Source organism: Clavibacter sp. VKM Ac-2872 (genome assembly GCF_015351105.1).
Taxonomy (GTDB): domain Bacteria; phylum Actinomycetota; class Actinomycetes; order Actinomycetales; family Microbacteriaceae; genus Clavibacter.
The window spans coordinates 1,703,782-1,720,063 of the sequence record NZ_JADKRR010000001.1 but is presented as its reverse complement, the minus strand read 5'-3'; the positions used below and the strand labels follow the sequence as shown (position 1 = coordinate 1,720,063).

General features: G+C 72.5%; 14 protein-coding genes and 2 tRNA genes. 6 read left to right on the top strand and 10 right to left on the bottom strand.

Features of this window, described 5'->3' with window-relative positions; translation table 11 throughout:
* Window positions 1-46 precede the first annotated feature (46 nt).
* From gmd to ITJ40_RS08135, 3 genes are all read left to right on the top strand, one after another.
* A complete protein-coding gene (gene gmd / locus ITJ40_RS08145) occupies window positions 47-1,099 on the top strand; it encodes a GDP-mannose 4,6-dehydratase (RefSeq protein WP_194666553.1) in 1,053 nt (350 codons plus the stop codon).
* Window positions 1,096-2,109, top strand: a complete 1,014-nt coding sequence (locus ITJ40_RS08140; protein ID WP_370532015.1) for a GDP-L-fucose synthase family protein — start codon at window positions 1,096-1,098, stop codon at window positions 2,107-2,109. Before gmd ends, ITJ40_RS08140 begins: the two co-directional genes overlap by 4 nt.
* A gap of 79 nt (window positions 2,110-2,188) precedes the next feature.
* A complete protein-coding gene (locus ITJ40_RS08135; protein WP_228511869.1) occupies window positions 2,189-3,118 on the top strand; it encodes a beta-1,6-N-acetylglucosaminyltransferase in 930 nt (309 codons plus the stop codon).
* A 9-nt stretch (window positions 3,119-3,127) separates the two neighbouring features.
* On the opposite strand, the gene ITJ40_RS08130 is transcribed toward ITJ40_RS08135, so the two are convergent.
* The 4 genes from ITJ40_RS08130 to ITJ40_RS08115 all read right to left on the bottom strand — a co-directional run bounded on the left by ITJ40_RS08130 (window position 3,128) and on the right by ITJ40_RS08115 (window position 8,021).
* On the bottom strand, window positions 3,128-5,326 hold the full coding sequence (locus tag ITJ40_RS08130; protein WP_194666551.1) for an acyltransferase family protein: 2,199 nt from the start codon (window positions 5,324-5,326) through the stop codon (window positions 3,128-3,130).
* A 258-nt stretch (window positions 5,327-5,584) separates the two neighbouring features.
* A tRNA-Ile gene (locus tag ITJ40_RS08125) sits at window positions 5,585-5,658 on the bottom strand.
* Between the two features lie 12 nt (window positions 5,659-5,670).
* Window positions 5,671-6,930, bottom strand: a complete 1,260-nt coding sequence (locus ITJ40_RS08120) for a glycosyltransferase (RefSeq protein WP_194666550.1) — start codon at window positions 6,928-6,930, stop codon at window positions 5,671-5,673.
* Window positions 6,931-7,109: 179 nt separating this feature from the next.
* A complete protein-coding gene (locus ITJ40_RS08115) occupies window positions 7,110-8,021 on the bottom strand; it encodes a DMT family transporter (protein WP_194666549.1) in 912 nt (303 codons plus the stop codon).
* 39 nt (window positions 8,022-8,060) lie between these two features.
* On the opposite strand from ITJ40_RS08115, the gene def reads away from it, so the two are divergent.
* The 3 genes from def to ITJ40_RS08100 all read left to right on the top strand — a co-directional run bounded on the left by def (window position 8,061) and on the right by ITJ40_RS08100 (window position 9,221).
* Window positions 8,061-8,627 (top strand): peptide deformylase, encoded by a 567-nt coding sequence (gene def, locus ITJ40_RS08110; protein ID WP_194666548.1) that lies wholly within the window; start codon window positions 8,061-8,063, stop codon window positions 8,625-8,627.
* Window positions 8,628-8,704: 77 nt separating this feature from the next.
* A tRNA-Asn gene (locus ITJ40_RS08105) sits at window positions 8,705-8,777 on the top strand.
* A gap of 78 nt (window positions 8,778-8,855) precedes the next feature.
* Window positions 8,856-9,221 carry a hypothetical protein gene (locus ITJ40_RS08100; RefSeq protein WP_194666547.1) on the top strand — a complete coding sequence of 122 codons (366 nt, stop codon included), beginning with the start codon at window positions 8,856-8,858 and terminating at the stop codon, window positions 9,219-9,221.
* 12 nt (window positions 9,222-9,233) lie between these two features.
* Here the strand turns inward: ITJ40_RS08100 and ITJ40_RS08095 are convergent, their stop codons facing one another.
* From ITJ40_RS08095 to ITJ40_RS08070, 6 genes are all read right to left on the bottom strand, one after another.
* Complete coding sequence (locus ITJ40_RS08095; RefSeq protein ID WP_194666546.1) at window positions 9,234-10,262, bottom strand: beta-propeller fold lactonase family protein; 1,029 nt, start codon at window positions 10,260-10,262, stop codon at window positions 9,234-9,236.
* Window positions 10,263-10,329: 67 nt separating this feature from the next.
* The gene (locus tag ITJ40_RS08090; RefSeq protein WP_194666979.1) at window positions 10,330-11,235 is read right to left on the bottom strand and encodes a D-isomer specific 2-hydroxyacid dehydrogenase family protein; all 906 of its coding nucleotides are present in this window, start codon (window positions 11,233-11,235) and stop codon (window positions 10,330-10,332) included.
* Window positions 11,236-11,345: 110 nt separating this feature from the next.
* The gene (locus tag ITJ40_RS08085) at window positions 11,346-12,293 is read right to left on the bottom strand and encodes an ABC transporter ATP-binding protein (protein ID WP_194666545.1); all 948 of its coding nucleotides are present in this window, start codon (window positions 12,291-12,293) and stop codon (window positions 11,346-11,348) included.
* Window positions 12,294-12,405: 112 nt separating this feature from the next.
* Window positions 12,406-14,118, bottom strand: coding sequence for an ABC transporter ATP-binding protein (locus ITJ40_RS08080; protein ID WP_194666544.1), 1,713 nt, complete (start codon window positions 14,116-14,118; stop codon window positions 12,406-12,408).
* Window positions 14,115-15,098: an ABC transporter permease gene (locus ITJ40_RS08075; RefSeq protein ID WP_194666543.1), complete on the bottom strand. Its 984-nt coding sequence runs from the start codon at window positions 15,096-15,098 to the stop codon at window positions 14,115-14,117. The genes ITJ40_RS08080 and ITJ40_RS08075 overlap by 4 nt, the downstream gene beginning before the upstream one ends.
* 1 nt (window position 15,099) lies before the next feature.
* A complete protein-coding gene (locus tag ITJ40_RS08070; protein WP_194666542.1) occupies window positions 15,100-16,191 on the bottom strand; it encodes an ABC transporter permease in 1,092 nt (363 codons plus the stop codon).
* Between the last annotated feature and the right edge of the window lie 91 nt (window positions 16,192-16,282).

Below are 16,282 nucleotides of genomic sequence, written 5' to 3'. Positions count from 1 at the left end.
GCCCCGCCGCCGTCGCGTCGCATCGCATGAGAATCTGGGGGGATCCATGGCCAAGAAGGCTTTCATCACCGGCATCACCGGGCAGGACGGCTCCTACCTGGCGGAGCTGCTGCTCGCCAAGGGCTACGAGGTCCACGGCCTCATCCGCCGCTCGTCGACGTTCAACACGTCCCGCATCGACCACCTGTACCAGGACCCGCACGAGGACGGCGCGAAGCTCTTCCTCCACTACGGCGACCTGAGCGACGGCTCGCGTCTCACGACGCTGATGATGCAGATCCAGCCCGACGAGGTCTACAACCTCGCCGCGCAGTCGCACGTGCGCGTCTCGTTCGACGAGCCGGAGCACACCGCGGACACGACGGGCACCGGCACCATCCGCCTGCTCGAGGCCGTGCGCCTCTCGGGCATCGACACGCGCTTCTACCAGGCCTCCTCGAGCGAGCTGTACGGGGCCACTCCCCCGCCGCAGAGCGAGACCACGCCGTTCTACCCGCGCTCGCCCTACGGGGCCGCGAAGCTCTACAGCTTCTGGATCACGAAGAACTACCGCGAGGCGTACGACATGTTCGCCGTCAACGGGATCCTCTTCAACCACGAGTCCCCCCGCCGCGGCGAGACGTTCGTGACCCGCAAGATCACGCGCGCGGTCGCCGCCATCCAGGCCGGCAAGCAGGACCACGTCTACCTCGGCAACCTCGACAGCATCCGCGACTGGGGCTACGCCGCCGAGTACGTCGAGGGCATGTGGCGGATGCTGCAGGCCGACGAGCCCGACGACTTCGTGCTGGCGACCGGCGGGAACTTCACCGTGCGCGACTTCCTCGAGACCGCGTTCTCGCACGCGGGGCTCGACTGGTCCGAGCACGTCCGCTTCGACCCGCGCTACCTCCGCCCGACCGAGGTCGACGCCCTCGTGGGCGACGCCACGAAGGCCGAGGAGAAGCTGGGCTGGAAGGCCACGGTCGACACCACGATGCTCGCCCGGATCATGGTCGACGCGGACATCGCCGCGCTCGAGGCCGAGGGACGCCCGTGGATCGACTCCGTGAAGCTCGCGAGCTGGGGCACGGCCGACGCGACCGCGGTCGACGCGTGAGCGCGGCCCCCGCGTCCGCCGCGTCCGCCGCGGACGAGCGGGATGCCGTCGCGTACACGCCCGCTCCGCTCGACCGCTCGGCCCGCGTCTACGTGGCCGGCCACCGCGGCCTCGTCGGCTCGGCGATCGTCCGGCGGCTCGAGGCCGAGGGCTTCACCGACGTGATCGGCCGCACCTCCGCCGAGCTCGACCTCAAGGACCGCGACGCGGTCTTCGCGTTCTTCGCCGAGGAGAAGCCCGTGCACGTGGTGCTCGCGGCCGCGAAGGTCGGCGGGATCCTCGCGAACAGCACCTACCCGGTCGACTTCCTGAGCGACAACCTCCGGATCCAGGTCAACGTGCTCGACGCCGCGCTCGCGCACGGCGTCGACCGCCTGCTGTTCCTCGGCTCCTCGTGCATCTACCCGAAGCTCGCGCCGCAGCCGATCACGGAGGACAGCCTCCTCACTGGGCACCTCGAGCCCACCAACGACGCCTACGCGATCGCGAAGATCGCGGGCATCATGCAGATCCAGGCCGTGCGCCGCCAGTACGGGCTGCCGTGGATCTCGGCGATGCCGACGAACCTCTACGGGCCGGGCGACAACTTCTCGCCGCAGGGGTCCCACGTGCTGCCCGCGCTCATCCGCCGCTACGACGAGGCGCGCGCGTCCGGGGCGGAGTCGGTGACGAACTGGGGCACCGGCACGCCGCGCCGCGAGTTCCTGCACGTCGACGACATGGCCGCCGCGTGCCTCCACCTGCTGGAGCACTACGACGGGCCCGAGCAGGTCAACGTGGGCACGGGCAGCGACGTCACGATCCGCGAGATCGCGGAGACCATCGCGCGCGTCGTCGGCTACGAGGGCCGCACGGAGTGGGACACATCGAAGCCGGACGGCACGCCGCAGAAGCTGCTCGACGTGTCCAAGCTCGCCGACGCCGGGTGGACCTCGTCCATCGGGCTCGACGAGGGCCTGCGGTCGACGGTCGAGTGGTACCGGGAGCACATCACGACGCTGCGGGAGTAGCAGGTGTCGATGCGACGAACCTACGTCGTCGCATCACCTAACGAGCAGACGAGAGACCGTCCTAGAGACAGGTGTTGCCATGTCCGTATTCCTCATCTACACCTTCCGGGAGCCCGAACTCCTCGCCCGCACGATTCGGAGGCTCGCTCCACATCCGGTTGTCGTGCATGTCGACGAGAAGGTGGATCAGGCGCCCTTCGCCGCCGCCGTCGCGGCCGAGGACAACGCCCGCGTCGAATTCATCTCGGATCGTGTTCGTGTCAACTGGGGTGGATACTCGCAGGTCGAGGCCATTCGACGTCTCGTGCAGGCCGGGATATCTCAGGCGCGGCCGGATGAGTACCTCGTCCTGCTCTCCGGTCAGGACTATCCGATCCGGCCCGTGGCGGAGCTGGAGGAGATGCTCGCGGGCTCCGCAGGGAAGCAGTTCTTGCGGTACTTCGACGTCGCGGGATCCGAAGTGAAGTACACCTCGCAGGTGGATCGCCGCTATCACCGCGACCTGTCCCTCCTCAGCACCCGGACGACGGACGCGAAGCTGAGACGTGCCCGCAACCTCGCGATCCGCGTGCTCGAGGCTGGTTCCCGGGCTGCCGGCCCTCTACGGCCTCCCGCGGGCTTCCGCGTCGCGCACGGCGTGACCCACTTCGCCATGACGGCGGACTTCGCAGCGCACCTCGAGTCCTCGGTGACGCCCGAGCTGGAGCGGTACTTCCGGAGGATCTTCGTCGCGGAGGAGAAGTTCTACCAGTCGCTCGCCCTCAACTCCCCCCGCGGACGCGAGACCGGCGGTGCGGACCTGGATGGGTCAGAGCCCTATGCGGGACCGGGCAACTGGCGCTACGCCAACTTGCACCACATCGACCCGTCGCTCACGAAGGTCTACACAGAGTCCGACTGGCCCGAGGTGGCGTCATCGTCAGCGTGGTTCCTCCGCAAGCTCGAAGCCGGCCGGAGCGCGGCTCTCCTCGATCGGATCGATCGCGAGCTACTGCACGCCGAGCAGTAGCGGGCGAATTCAGGATCCGGCCGCGACGCCCGCCAGCGCCTCGTCGAGCATCTGGCGGAACGCCGGCGTGATGACGGCCGCGTACTGCGGCGTGGTGTGGACGCTGTCGCGCTTCGTGGGCGTGCTGCCGACGAAGGACGGGCAGCGCTCCTCCCAGCAGAACAGCGACGAGGTGTCGACGTAGGCGATGCCCATCGCGGCGGCCGCGTCCTCCTGCGCGCGGTCCCCCACCTTCCAGGCGCCGGGGATGGAGGCCTGACAGTCGGCGGGCGTGGAGACCTTCGTGGCGCAGGTCTCGAGCGGCTGGCCGGTGGGAGGCGAGGACACCAGGACGACCTTGCCGACGCTGTCGCGGACCTGGCCCACCGTGCTCTGGACGCCCGTGGACCACTCGGCCACCGCGTCGTCGCCCGTGGCCTTCGATGCGAGCTTGAGGATCTGCCCGTAGCTGTTGCTGACGAACAGGATCTCCGGCTTCTCCTCCTGGATCGCGGCGATCGCCTGCGTCCGGAAGTCCAGGCACCCGCTCTTCGTGGATGCGTCCGGGAAGTCCCACTTCACGTCCATGACGGCGCAGCCGGCGTAGGTGAGGCCGCGGATGTGGTGCGTCGCCTCGAACATGGCCCGCACGGTGGGCAGCAGGGTGATGCCGGTGGAGTCCCCGAGGACCATGATCGTCGGCTTCCGGCTGTCGCCGAAGGAGCAGGAGCGCGGGTTCGCCACGTCGGTCCGGCCGCAGCCCTGGCCGTCCTCCACGGGGACGGCGGACTTCTCCAGGCCGTCGATCGCGGGGTCGAGCGCCGGCCAGCTGGTGGCCCCGAGGGCGTCGCGGATCTGGACCTGCAGCGCGCCGAGGTCGCCGGCCGCGAGCACGGCGGGGTCGGTGGGATCCTCCTCGCCGGACGCCACCTGACCCGGCGCGAGGCGCGAGGCCTCCTGGATCTCCTGCTGCCGCACGACCGCGAGGCTGATGAACGTGACCGTGAGGAGCGCGGCGGTGCCGAGGGCGGCGACCTTCGTGCCCGTGGACGCGCCGAAGCCGGGACGGCGTCGCGCGCGCCGCTTCTTCCGGCGCGCGGCGGCGCCCGGCTCGAGCCAGTGCGAGCGGCGGATGGGGTCCTCGAGGCCGTGGTACGAGAGCACCGAGAGGCCGAGGGTCAGCACGAGCACGATGACCGGGTAGCCGAGCTCCGCGGTGTCGGAGACGGCCGCGAGGATCACGATCACCGGGAAGTGCCAGAGATACAGCGAGTAGGAGATGTCGCCGAGGTAGCGCGAGACGGGGTTCGTCAGCGGCCACAGGAAGCGCTGCGCGCCGCCCGTCCCCCCGGCGATGACGAGCGCGGCGCCGACGACGGGGATCGCGGATCCCGGCGCCGGGATGGGCGATGCGCTGCTCAGCGCGAAGAGCCCGTACGCGATCACCGCGAGGCCGGCGTACGCCATGACGGGACGTGCGGCGTCCGGGATCCGCCGCAGCAGCGGCGTGGCGACGGCCAGCAGGGCGCCGATGCCGAGCTCCCACGCGCGGGAGAACGTGGAGAAGTACGCGACCGCCGCGTTGCCCGCGGTGTCGGCCATGGCCCACGCGAACGAGCCGGCCGTGACGACGAGGAGGATCGCGGTGAGGATCCCGCGGTACCGGCCGGGCCCGCGGAGGCGGAGCGACAGCGCGAGGCCGAGCGTGAGGAGGATCGGCCAGACGACGTAGAACTGCTCCTCGACGCCGAGCGACCAGTAGTGCTGGACGGGTGAGACGGCGCTGTCGGCGGCCCAGTAGTCGGTGTCGGTCGCGGCGAAGCGCCAGTTGGCGACGAAGAAGAACGCGGCGACGCTGTCCCCCGCGATCGCCGACGCGCGGCCGGAGAGGAACACCATCCAGCTCGCGAGCACGGTGACGAGGAGCACGGCGGTCGAGGCCGGGAGGATGCGCTTGACGCGCTTGCGGTAGAACTCGGCGAACGAGATCCGGCCGCGCTTGTCGTGCTGGCGCAGCAGGAGCGACGTGATGATGAAGCCCGAGATCACGAAGAACACGTCGACGCCGAGGAAGCCGCCGGACGGCCAGGCGAGCAGGTGGTCGAGGATGACGGCGATCACGGCGAGGGCGCGGAGGCCCTGGATATCCCCGCGGAACGACCTCGTGCTCGCGCCCTCCGGCGCGACCGTGGTGGATCGGCTCGTGCTGCTGGGTCGCGTGCTCGTCATCGTGTCCTCGCGGGTGGCGGCGGGCCCGACGGGTGCGCTGGCGCCTCGTCGGCGGGTGGCCGGTGGCGGTCGTCGGCGGCCCTCGGGAGCCCCGCGACCGGGGTGATTTCGATACCCATGGTAATCGAGGGGACATCACCGTGGCGCTCGGCTCGGCACCGTGATAGTGCGCGGGCGCACCCCAGTCCGAGGGGTGACGCGGCGGCCGGGGCGCTCCAGGTGGCTGCGGGACGACGCGCGGGATCCCCGGCGCGGGAGTAGGGCGGATGGGACTTGAACCCATGACCGACGGATTATGAGTCCGCTGCTCTGACCAGCTGAGCTACCGCCCCGAGACGGTGGGCCTAGACGCCGCTGTGGCCGTCCGTGCGTCCGCGTGCCTCGTCCGTGACCGGCGCGGCCACGGACTCGCCACGATACAGGCTCTCGAACGTCGAGATCGTGCGCTCGATGTCGTGCGTGGCGACCACCGCGAGGCTCTCGCGCTTCATGCGCTGGAGCTCCCCCTCGGGGAGCTCCAGCACCTGGCGCAGCTTCGCCGCGAGGTCGTCCACGTCGCCGGGGCGGAAGAGGTAGCCGTTCTCGCCGTCGTGGACGAGGTGCGGGAGGGCCATGGCGTCGGCGGCCACGACGGGCAGCGCGGAGGCCATCGCCTCCATCGTGACGATGGACTGCAGCTCGGCGATGCTCGGCATGGCGAGCACGGTGGCGCGCGTGTAGGCGCGGCGCAGCTCCTCGTCGGACACGTAGCCGGTGAAGGTGGTGCGGTCGGCGATGCCGAGCTCGGCGGCCAGCTTCTCGAGCGCGCCCTTCTGGTCTCCCCCGCCGACGATCTCGAGCTCGGCGTCGAGCGCCAGGGGCAGGATCGCGAAGGCGCGGAGCAGCACGTCGATCTGCTTCTCCCCCGTCACCCGGCCGACGAACACGATGCGGTTGCGCGTGCGCGGGGAGAAGTCCGGCGTGTAGTTGCCGGCGTCGATGCCGCACGAGATGGGGATCACGCCCGTGAGGCCCGTGTACTTCTCGAGGAACTGCGCGGCCCGCCGCGTGGGCGTCGTGACCGCCTCGGCGCGCCCGAAGGTGCGGCGCGCGGCCTTCCACGCCATCGAGATGGCCTTGTCCTGCCAGGCGGCCGGCAGGAGCGTGTGCTGGAGCATGTTCTCCGGCATGAAGTGGTTGGTGCCGATGATGCGGATGCCGCGCTTCTCCGCCTCGATGCTGAGGCCGCGGCCCGTGAGGATGTGGGACTGGAAGTGCACCACGTCGGGCTGCACGGCGTCGAGGATGCGGGCCGAGTCCTGGTTGATCGACCACGGCTGGGCGAACCGCAGCCAGTCGTGCGGGTACCAGCGGTAGCTGCGGAGGCGGTGCGCCGTCATCTCCTGGCCGTCGTGGACCTCGGTCCACGTGCCGTGCTTGCGGCTGGCCGCCGGCGCGACGATGTGCACCTCGTGGCCACGGCGGACGAGGCCCCCGGCGAGGCGCTCGGCGAAGCGCGCGGCCCCGTTCACGTCCGGCGGGAAGGTGTCCGCGCCGATGAGGATGCGCAGGGGGCGACCGGTGGCGATCGGCTCGCGCGGGGTCTGCCCTGAGGTGTTCGGCAAGAAGTGTCTCTCCAGTGGTGTCGGCGTCCGGCGCGCGTCACGTGGATCCGGGTGGCGCGGGCCGGGTGTCGCAGAGCAACGTATCGCACGGTCCCGGCCGCGGCCCGACGGCGCACCGGTGCCGCGGCACCCGCGGCCCAGGCGCCGTCACCGGCTCGACGGCCGCGCGGGCGGATGCGTCAGGACGCGTGCGGGTGGTGCTTCGCGAGCTGGAACACCCCGGCGACCGCGACGGCGCCCGCGACCAGGAAGGCCACCCCCGCGTAGAACGGCGCGTCGGCGGCCTCGCCGAGGACGGTCACGCCGATGCAGACGGCCACGAGCGGGTCGACCACCGTGAGTCCCGCGATCACGAGGTCGGGCGGCCCCGACGAGTACGCGGTCTGCACGAAGTAGGCGCCGAGCAGGGTCGCCGCGACGAGGGCGACGATGCACACGGCGGTGAGCACGTCGAAGTCGCCCGTCGTGAGGCGGTTGATGACGACCTTGGCGAGCGTGGCGACGAAGCCGTAGAGCACGCCGGCGCTGATGATGTAGAAGATGGCGCGCACGTGGCGGCGGAAGTAGAGGAAGAGGCCGCCGAGCAGGGCGAGCACGAGGCTGAGGATCACCAGGATGGTGATGAGCTCGGGGGTGCGGATGGGCGTCTCCTTCGCGAAGACGGCCGCGAAGACCACGAACAGGCCGACGCCGCCGATGCAGAGCCCGACCGCCCGCTTGGCCTTGCGGTCGAGCCGCTTGCCCGTGGCGCGCGAGTTGAGGATGGCCGTGACCACGAGCGCGACCGCGCCGAGCGGCTGCACGACGATGAGCGGCGCGAGGCGCAGGCTCGCGAGCTGGAACACGATGGCGAGGCCGAGCATCACGGTGCCGGCGACCCACGACGGGCGGCCGAGCAGCGCGCCGAGCTGGCGGAGGCTGAGCCCGGCCGTGCTCTTCTTCCCGCGCGCCTCCATCTTCGCGACGCCCTGCGACTGCAGCTGCGCGCCCAGGGACAGGAACACGGCGCCGACGAGCGCGATCGGGATCCCGAGCGCCTGGTAGGGGGTCAACGAGGCGGCCTGGAGAACGGGGCTGGCGTCGAAGGGCACGACCCGACCCTACCCGGCGGCCCGCCTATCATCGGCAGCATGGCCGTCCTCCCCATCCGGATCACCGGAGACCCCGTCCTGCACGCCCCGGCCCGCGCGGTGGAGGCGTTCGACGACGACCTGCGCGCCCTCGTGGCCGACATGTACGACACCATGGACGAGGCGCCGGGCGTGGGCCTCGCGGCCCCCCAGGTGGGCGTGCCGCTGCGCGTGTTCGTGTACTCGTACGAGACCGACGAGGGCGAGCCGCTGCGGGGCGTCGCCGTGAACCCGGACCTGTTCATCACGCCCGTCGCCGTGCGCGAGGCCGACGAGGACACCGAGGAGGAGGGCTGCCTGTCGTTCCCGGGCGAGCGCTTCCCGCTCGTGCGGGCCGACCGGGCGATCCTCCGCGCGGTGGACCTCGACGGCCGACCGTTCGAGATCGAGGCGGCGGGCTGGTTCGCGCGCATCCTGCAGCACGAGTACGACCACCTCGACGGCCTGCTCTACACCGACCGGCTCGCGCACGAGCACCGGAAGCCGGTGGCGAAGGTCATCCGCAAGAGCGGTTGGGGCGTGTCCGGGCAGTCGTGGCTGCCGGGGCGCGACCACCTCGAGGACTGAGGACGCGCCCGGGCGTCGCGCCCGGTGAGCGGAGGAGCCCGATTTCTTTGCTACGCTTTCCAGGTTGCTCCACGTGATCCTCGATAGCTCAATTGGCAGAGCAGCCGGCTGTTAACCGGCAGGTTGTTGGTTCGAGTCCAACTCGGGGAGCGAAGGCCTCGCGGCTCCACCCGCGGGGCCTTTTCCTTTGCCCGGCGGTCCTCCCCCTCCGGCCGGTAGCGTCGGGACATGGGGATGTTCCAGGTCGTGGTCGCGCGTCCGAACGACGCGGATCGGCTCTGGTCGCTGCTGGACGAGGACCTGCGCTCGCGCGACGCCCCGGCGGACGATCCGGTGGCGGACGCGATCCTGCCCCGAGCGACCGACGGGCCCGCCGACACGCTCCCCGTCCTCGAGGCCCGGCGCGAGCGCATCGTGCGCCTCGTCGCGGACCCCGTGCGTCCCGTGCTCATCGCCTACTCGGGGATCCGCGCGGTCGGCTTCGCCCTGATGGACCGCAACGGGGTCGACGGCCGGGCGTTCACGTCCGCCGGCTGGCGCGGGCTCGGGGTCGAGGAGGAGATCCGGGCGGCCGCTCCCCTGCTGCTGCGCTGAGTCGCCCGTCGGCTAGTCGACGGGCAGCAGGCAGGTCGGGCTCGGCACGGCGATCACGTCCGGCCCCGCGGTGGGCAGTCCCGTCGCCGGGTCGAGGCGGAACGACGCGACCGTGCCGGACGCCTGGTTCGCGACGTGCAACCGCTCCTCGACGAGCACGTGATGGCGCGGCATCCGGCCGCCGCAGTCGAACGCGGCGACGGGGGCGAGCGCGCCGTCTTCGGCGATGCCGACCACCGCGATCCGCTCGGAGCCGCGGAGGCCGACGTAGGCGAGGCGCTCGTCGGCGGACACCCGCACCTCGGCGGCGGAGTCGCGCGCGTCGGGTTCTGCCGCGCACGGCGTGGAGGCGGCCACGCGCCAGGAGCCCGCCGTGCCCTCGAGCGCGTGCAGGGTGCCGTCGAGCTCGCCCACGAGGAGCACGCGGCCCGACGTCAGGAGGGCCATGTGCCGCGGCCCGGTGCCGGGCGGCAGGGCGAGCGCGCCGATGCGGTCGAGCCGGCCGGCGCGGAGGGCGTGGACGTGGACGGTGTCGGTGCCGAGGTCGGCGCTGAGGACGATCCCGCCGCCGACGTGGAGCGTGGCGTGCGCGTGCGGGCCGTCCTGCTGCGGGCGGGGGCCGGATCCCTCGGCGGCGAGCAGCTGCACGGCCGCGCCGAGGGATCCGTCGCCCGCGATGGGGTGGACGGCGATCGTGCCGTCGCCGTAGTGCGAGGTGAGGAGCAGGTCGCCCACGACGTGGAGGTGGCAGGGGCCGGACCCGCCGCTCGGCTGGCCACCCGCCCACTGGAGCGAGCTGCCGGGTCCGCGGCGGAACGCCTCCACGCGGTCGGCCGCCTCGCCCACGGCGTAGACCATGTCCCCGTGCGCGAGGAGGAACGAGGGCGACGGCGTCTCGACCGCGGTGCCGACGACCGCGATCTCGCCCGTGAGGGGATCCGCGGTGAGGGCCGTGATCCCGACGCCCGATCCGCCGGCGTCGGCCGTGTAGCCCCCCGCCCACATCGAGACCTCGGGCACGGCGGCTTCCTCGGGCGTCATCACGCCGCTCACCCTACGGGGCCGACGCGCCGCGAGGCGGGCGCCGGGGCCGGCGACGGGGCGGGCGTCAGTAGCCCGAGGTCGGCTCGACGATCCCGACGAAGCCGCCCGTCCGGAGGAACGCCTCGGTGTTGAGGCGGATCCGCTCGGCCAGCAGCGGCCGCACCATGTCCGGGGTGTCCGCGGTGTGCGGAGTGACGATGCAGCGCGGCTCGGAGAACAGCGGGTGGCCGTCGGGCAGCGGCTCGGGCGACGTGACGTCGAGGCCCGCGCCGTGGATCGCGCCGGAGCGGAGCGCCTCGAGCAGCGCGTCGGGGTCGACGAGCGCGCCGCGGGCGATGTTGACGAGGACCGCCGTGTCCTTCATGGCCGCGAGCTGGGCGGCGCCGATGAGGCCGGCGGTGTCGTCGGTGCTGGCGGCGGCGAGCATCACGACGTCGGCATCCGGGAGCACCTCGTCGAGGCGGTCGGCCGTGACGGTGCGGTCGGCGCCCTCGACCGGGTCGCCGCTCCGGCGGACGACCGTCACGGAGCAGTCGAACGGGGCGAGCAGCCGGATGTACTCCAGCGCGATGCCGCCCGCGCCGACCACGACGACCTCGGAGCGGTACAGCGAGAGGCCGGCGGAGGATCCCCAGGAGGTCGCCCGCGCGCGCTCCGGCAGCTGCCGCAGGGTCGCGAGGGTCAGCGCGAGGGCGTGCTCGGCGACGGGCTCGGAGTAGGCGCCCTTCGCGCTCGTCCAGACGAGGTCGGGGCGGTCGCACTCCCGGAGGGTGTCGGCGAAGGCGTCGACGCCCGCGAACGGCAGCTGCACCCACTGGACCTGCGGGTTCGCGGCGAGCGTGTCGGTGAGCTCCGCGGCGCGGCGGATGGAGAGCCAGACGATGCCGCGCGTCTCCTCCGACAGCTCGGCGACCTCGCCGCCGGCGTCGCGGACGGCCTCGAGGTAGGCGTCCTCGGTGCGCGGCAGCATCGCGATGGGGCCGGGCGTGGGGCGCGCGTCGCCCGTGAGGCGGTGCGGGGTGGCGCCGTCGACCGCGCGGTGGACGCGGCGGGACGCGGGAGCGGATGCGGTGGTGTCGGTCATGCGAGGGGCCTCCGGGGGTGCGGGACGCGGGCGGGCGGTTCGGGCGATCGCAGCACGACGCCCGCGGCGGGATCGGTCTCGGTCGCGTCGGCGGCGGGCTCCCCCGCGGTCCGCGACTCCGCGAGCCCCCGCACGTAGGGGTGCGTGGGATCCGCGAGCACGTCGTCGATCGCGCCGTAGCCGACCAGCGTGCCGCGGTGCAGCACGGCGAGGCGGTCGGTGAGGCGCTCGACGACGGCGAGGTCGTGGCTGACCACGAGGGCGGAGAACCCGCCCCGGGACTGCAGGTCGCGCAGCAGGTCGAGCACGGCGACGCGGCTCATCACGTCGACGCCCGACGTGGGCTCGTCGGCGATGAGGAGGCGCGGGCCGAGCACGAGCGCGCGCGCGAGGGCGACGCGCTGGCGCTGGCCGCTCGAGAGCTCGTGCGGGTACCTGTCCTGCGTGCCCGGCGGCAGGTCGAGCGCCGTCAGGAGGGTGACCACGCGGCGCGCGGCCACCTGGCTGTCGAAGCGGCGGTCGCGCGAGAAGATCGGCTCCGCGATCGCCTCGCTCGCGGTGAGCTGCGGGTGCAGCGTGGTGCCGGCGTCCTGCGGCACGTAGCCGATGCCGTAGGTGGTGCGCGTGCGCGCGCGGCGGCCCATGCGGCGGAGGCCCTGGCCGAGGACGGAGGCGTCGCCGCCCGTGATCCGCGGCACGGCGGCGCCCTCCTCGCCCGACGTGTCGAGGCCCGCCAGGACGCGCGCGAGGGACGACTTCCCGGATCCGCTCGCCCCGACCACGCCGAGCACCTCGCCCGGCATGATGCGCAGCGTGATCCCGTCCACGGCCGGCGGCGTCTCGGCGCCGCGGCGGGCCGGGTACGCCAGCCGCAGGTCGCGCGCGTCGAGCACGGGCTCGACGGGGCCGCCGTCCGCGTCGGCGTCTCGGGGGGTGTGCGTCATGCGCTGCTCCGTCCTCGGCGTTGTCGTGCGGCCGGCCGGCGTGGCCGGCCGCACGACGGTTGCGGGTTCGGACCCATCATGCCGGGGTCGGCCGGGAGATGCTCGGAGCCGCCTAGCCCGCCGCCTTCTCGGCGGCCCGGAGCGCGTGCAGCCGGGCGCGGCGCTCGGCCTGCTCGGCCGGATCCGGCACGGGCAGCGACGCCAGCAGACGCTGCGTGTACGGGTGCTGGGGATTCCCGAGCACCTCGGCGCCCGTCCCCTCCTCCACGAGCTCGCCGCGGTACAGCACGGCGATGCGGTCGGCGAGCAGGTCGACGACGGCGAGGTCGTGGCTGATGAACAGCGCCGCGAAGCCGAGCTCGCGCTGCAGCTCGGCGAAGAGCTCCAGCACGCGCGCCTGCACCGACACGTCGAGCGCGCTCGTCGGCTCGTCGGCCACGAGCAGCGACGGCTCGAGCGCGAGGCCACGGGCCAGGCTCGCGCGCTGGCGCTGACCGCCCGAGAGCTCGTGCGGGTACCTGTCGCCGAAGGCCTTCGGCAGCTGCACGGCCTCCAGCAGCTCGTCGACTCGGCCACGGGCGGCCTGCGGCGACTTCGCGCGGCCGTGGACGATGAGCGGCTCGGCGACGCACTCGGCGATGGTGAGGCGCGGGTTGAAGCTCGTCGCCGGATCCTGGAACACGAACCCGATGTCGGCGCGGAGCTTGCGGAAGTCCCGCTCGCGGACGCCCAGCATCTCCGTGCCGAGCACCTTCAGGGACCCGCCGGTCACGTTGGTGAGCCCCGCGATCGCGCGCCCGATGGTGGTCTTGCCCGAGCCCGACTCCCCCACCAGCCCGAGGACCTCGCCGGCCTCGATGCGCAGGTCGACGCCCTTCACGGCGCGGAAGGCGGGCGAGCCCAGGCGCCCGGGGTACTCGATCTCGAGCCCCGACGCCACGACGACCGGCGCCGCCTCCGTGGCCGACGCCGCGCGAGCCCGGGTGCGCACCGCGGCGCGCTCCACGGTCGCCGCGACGCCCTCGCCGAGCTTCGGCACGGATGCCAGCAGGTTCCGCGTGTACTCCTCCTTCGGCGACGAGAAGAGCGTGGCCACGTCGGCCTGCTCGACGAGCCGCGAGCGGTACATGACGGCCACGCGGTCGGCGAGGTCGGCCACCACGCCCATGTTGTGGGTGATGAGGATCACCGCGGCGCCGAACTCGTCGCGGCAGCGGCGCAGCAGGTCGAGGATCTCGGCCTGCACCGTGACGTCGAGCGCGGTGGTGGGCTCGTCGGCGACGATGAGCCCCGGATCCAGCACGAGCGCCATGGCGATGACGACGCGCTGCTTCTGCCCGCCGGAGAACTGGTGCGGGTAGTGGTCGACGCGGGTCTCGGGGTCGGGGATGCCCACCCGCCGGAGGATGTCGATGGCCTTCGCGCGGCCCTCCTTCTTCGAGACGCGGCCGTGGGCGCGGAGGCCCTCGACGATCTGCCAGCCCACCGTGTGCACGGGATTGAGGGCCGTGGATGGCTCCTGGAACACCATCGCGACGTCGCGGCCGCGCGCGCGGCGCAGCTCGTCGGCGGAGATCGACAGCACGTCGACCGCGCCCGCGCCCGTCCGGTCGCTGAGCAGGACGGCGCCGTCGGTGACGGCGGTGTCGGGCAGGAGCCCGAGGATCGTGCGGGCGGTGACGGACTTGCCCGACCCCGACTCCCCCACGATGGCGAGGATCTCGCCGGGCGACACCGTGAGGGACACCCCGTCGACCGCGCGGACGTCGCCGCCGTCGGTCGCGAAGGTCACCCCGAGGTCGCGGATGGAGACGACGTCGCTCATGCGGACACCTTCTTCTTGTCGGCGCGCGTGCGGGCGCGCAGCTTGGGGTCGGAGATGTCGTTCACGCTCTCGCCCACGAGCGTGAGCCCGAGGACGAGCATGACGATGGCGACGCCGGGGAAGACGCCCGTCCACCAGACGCCGCTCGCGGTGTCCGCGAGCGCGCGGTTGAGGTCGTAGCCCCACTCGGCTGCCGACGTCGGCGAGATGCCGAAGCCGAGGAAGCCGAGGCCCGCGAGCGTGAGGATCGCCTCGGACGCGTTGAGCGTGAGGATGAGCGGGAGCGTGCGCGTGGAGTTCCGCAGGACGTGCACGAACATGATCCGCGGCGTCGACGTGCCGATGACCTTGGCGCTCTCGACGAACGCCTCCGCCTTCAGCCGCACGACCTCGGCGCGGATCACCCGGAAGTACTGCGGGATGTAGACGACCGTGATGCTCACGGCCGCCGCGAGGATGCCGCCCCAGAGGCTCGACTGCCCGCCGGTGAGCACGATGCTCACGACGATGGCCAGCAGCAGCGTCGGGAACGGGTAGATGGCGTCGGCGATGACCACGAGGATCCGGTCGAGCCAGCCGCCGAGGTAGCCCGAGACGACGCCGAGCAGCACGCCGGCGAACAGCGACAGGACCACGGCGATCACGACGACCGAGAGCGCGGTCTGGGTGCCCCAGACGACCCGGGAGAACACGTCGTAGCCGCCGACCGTGGTGCCCCAGATGTGCGCCGCGTCGGGGGCGGCCTGGCGGACGAAGGAACCCGCGTCATCCCTGTCCTGGTCGAAGCCGAACGGCGCGATGAGCGGCGCGAACGCCGCGAGCAGGATGAAGATCCCCGTGATGACCATGCCGGCGACGAGCATGCCGCGCTGGAGGCCCACGCTCTGCCGCACGTGCGAGATGAGGGGCAGGCGCTGGAACAGGGTGCGTCGCGCGGGGGCGGGGGCGGGCGCGGTGGTGGTGGCGGTGGTGCCGGTCATGTCAGTACCTCACTCGCGGGTCGATGAGCGCCGCGATGACGTCGACGATGAAGTTGGTGACCGCCACGATCACGGCCAGGAGCGCGACGATGCCCTGAACGGCGACGAAGTCGCGCGCCGCCAGGTACTGCGCGAGCTGGAACCCGAGGCCGCGCCACTCGAACGTGGTCTCGGTGAGCACCGCGCCGCCGAGCATCACGGCGATCTGCAGGCCCACGACCGTGATGATCGGGATGAGCGCGGGCTTCAGCGCATGCCGGGTGGTGAGCCGGAACTCGCCGACGCCGCGTGAGCGGGCCGCGTCCACGTACTCGGTGCCGAGCGTGGAGATGACGTTGGTGCGCACGAGCCGCAGGAAGATGCCCGCGGTGAGGAGCCCCAGCGCGAGCGCCGGCAGCACCGCGTGCTCGAGCACGTCGCCCACGGCGGTGGGGCTGCCGAGGCGGAGCGCGTCGATCAGGTAGATGCCGGTCGGGTTGTCCAGCCTCCCGAGCGCGACCTCGACGCGGGTGTCGGCGCGGCCGGACAGCGGCAGGATCCCGAGCCAGACGGAGAAGACGAGCTTCAGCAGCAGGCCCGCGAAGAAGACGGGCGTGGCGTAGGCGAGGATCGCGAGGATCCGCAGCACGGCGTCGGGCGTGCGGTCCTTGAAGTAGGCGGCGACGAGGCCGAGCGGGATGCCGATGAGGAACGCGACGATGAGCGAGTAGACGACGAGCTCGAGCGTGGCCGAGCCGTACTGCAGCAGCACCTCGCTGATGAGCCGGTTGTCGGTGAGCGAGCGGCCGAAGTTCCCCGTCGCGATCTGGCCCAGGTACTCGAGGTACTGGACGATGAGCGGCCGGTCGAACCCGGCGGTCGCGAGGCGCTCCTGCAGCTGCTCCGGCGTGAGGCGGTCGCCGACGGCGGCGGAGATCGGGTCGCCCACGATGCGCATGAGGAAGAAGACCAGCGTCACGAGGATGAACACGGTCGGGATGATGAGCACGGCGCGGATGAGGATGTACTGGCCGAGCCCGATCCCCTGCTTCCGGGCCTTGGGCTGCGCCCCGGGGGGCGCGGACGCGGGTACGGCGTCCGGGATGACGGTCACGGCGGATGGGCCTTTCGGGTCGTCGGAGGAACGGGGCGGAGCCGGCGTCTGCGGCACCGCGGGTGACACAGGAGTGGGGCGTCCCGCCGCA

Excerpts from the sequence above, each read along its gene's own strand:
- gmd (WP_194666553.1), top strand. The coding sequence starts at position 47 with ATGGCCAAGAAGGCTTTCATCACCGGCATCACCGGGCAGGACGGCTCC.
- ITJ40_RS08135 (WP_228511869.1), top strand. The coding sequence starts at position 2,189 with ATGTCCGTATTCCTCATCTACACCTTCCGGGAGCCCGAACTCCTCGCC.
- ITJ40_RS08130 (WP_194666551.1), bottom strand. The coding sequence starts at position 5,326 with ATGACGAGCACGCGACCCAGCAGCACGAGCCGATCCACCACGGTCGCG.
- def (WP_194666548.1), top strand. The coding sequence starts at position 8,061 with ATGGCCGTCCTCCCCATCCGGATCACCGGAGACCCCGTCCTGCACGCC.
- ITJ40_RS08100 (WP_194666547.1), top strand. The coding sequence starts at position 8,856 with ATGGGGATGTTCCAGGTCGTGGTCGCGCGTCCGAACGACGCGGATCGG.
- ITJ40_RS08095 (WP_194666546.1), bottom strand. The coding sequence starts at position 10,262 with ATGACGCCCGAGGAAGCCGCCGTGCCCGAGGTCTCGATGTGGGCGGGG.
- ITJ40_RS08090 (WP_194666979.1), bottom strand. The coding sequence starts at position 11,235 with ATGCTGCCGCGCACCGAGGACGCCTACCTCGAGGCCGTCCGCGACGCC.
- ITJ40_RS08085 (WP_194666545.1), bottom strand. The coding sequence starts at position 12,293 with ATGACGCACACCCCCCGAGACGCCGACGCGGACGGCGGCCCCGTCGAG.
- ITJ40_RS08080 (WP_194666544.1), bottom strand. The coding sequence starts at position 14,118 with ATGAGCGACGTCGTCTCCATCCGCGACCTCGGGGTGACCTTCGCGACC.
- ITJ40_RS08075 (WP_194666543.1), bottom strand. The coding sequence starts at position 15,098 with ATGACCGGCACCACCGCCACCACCACCGCGCCCGCCCCCGCCCCCGCG.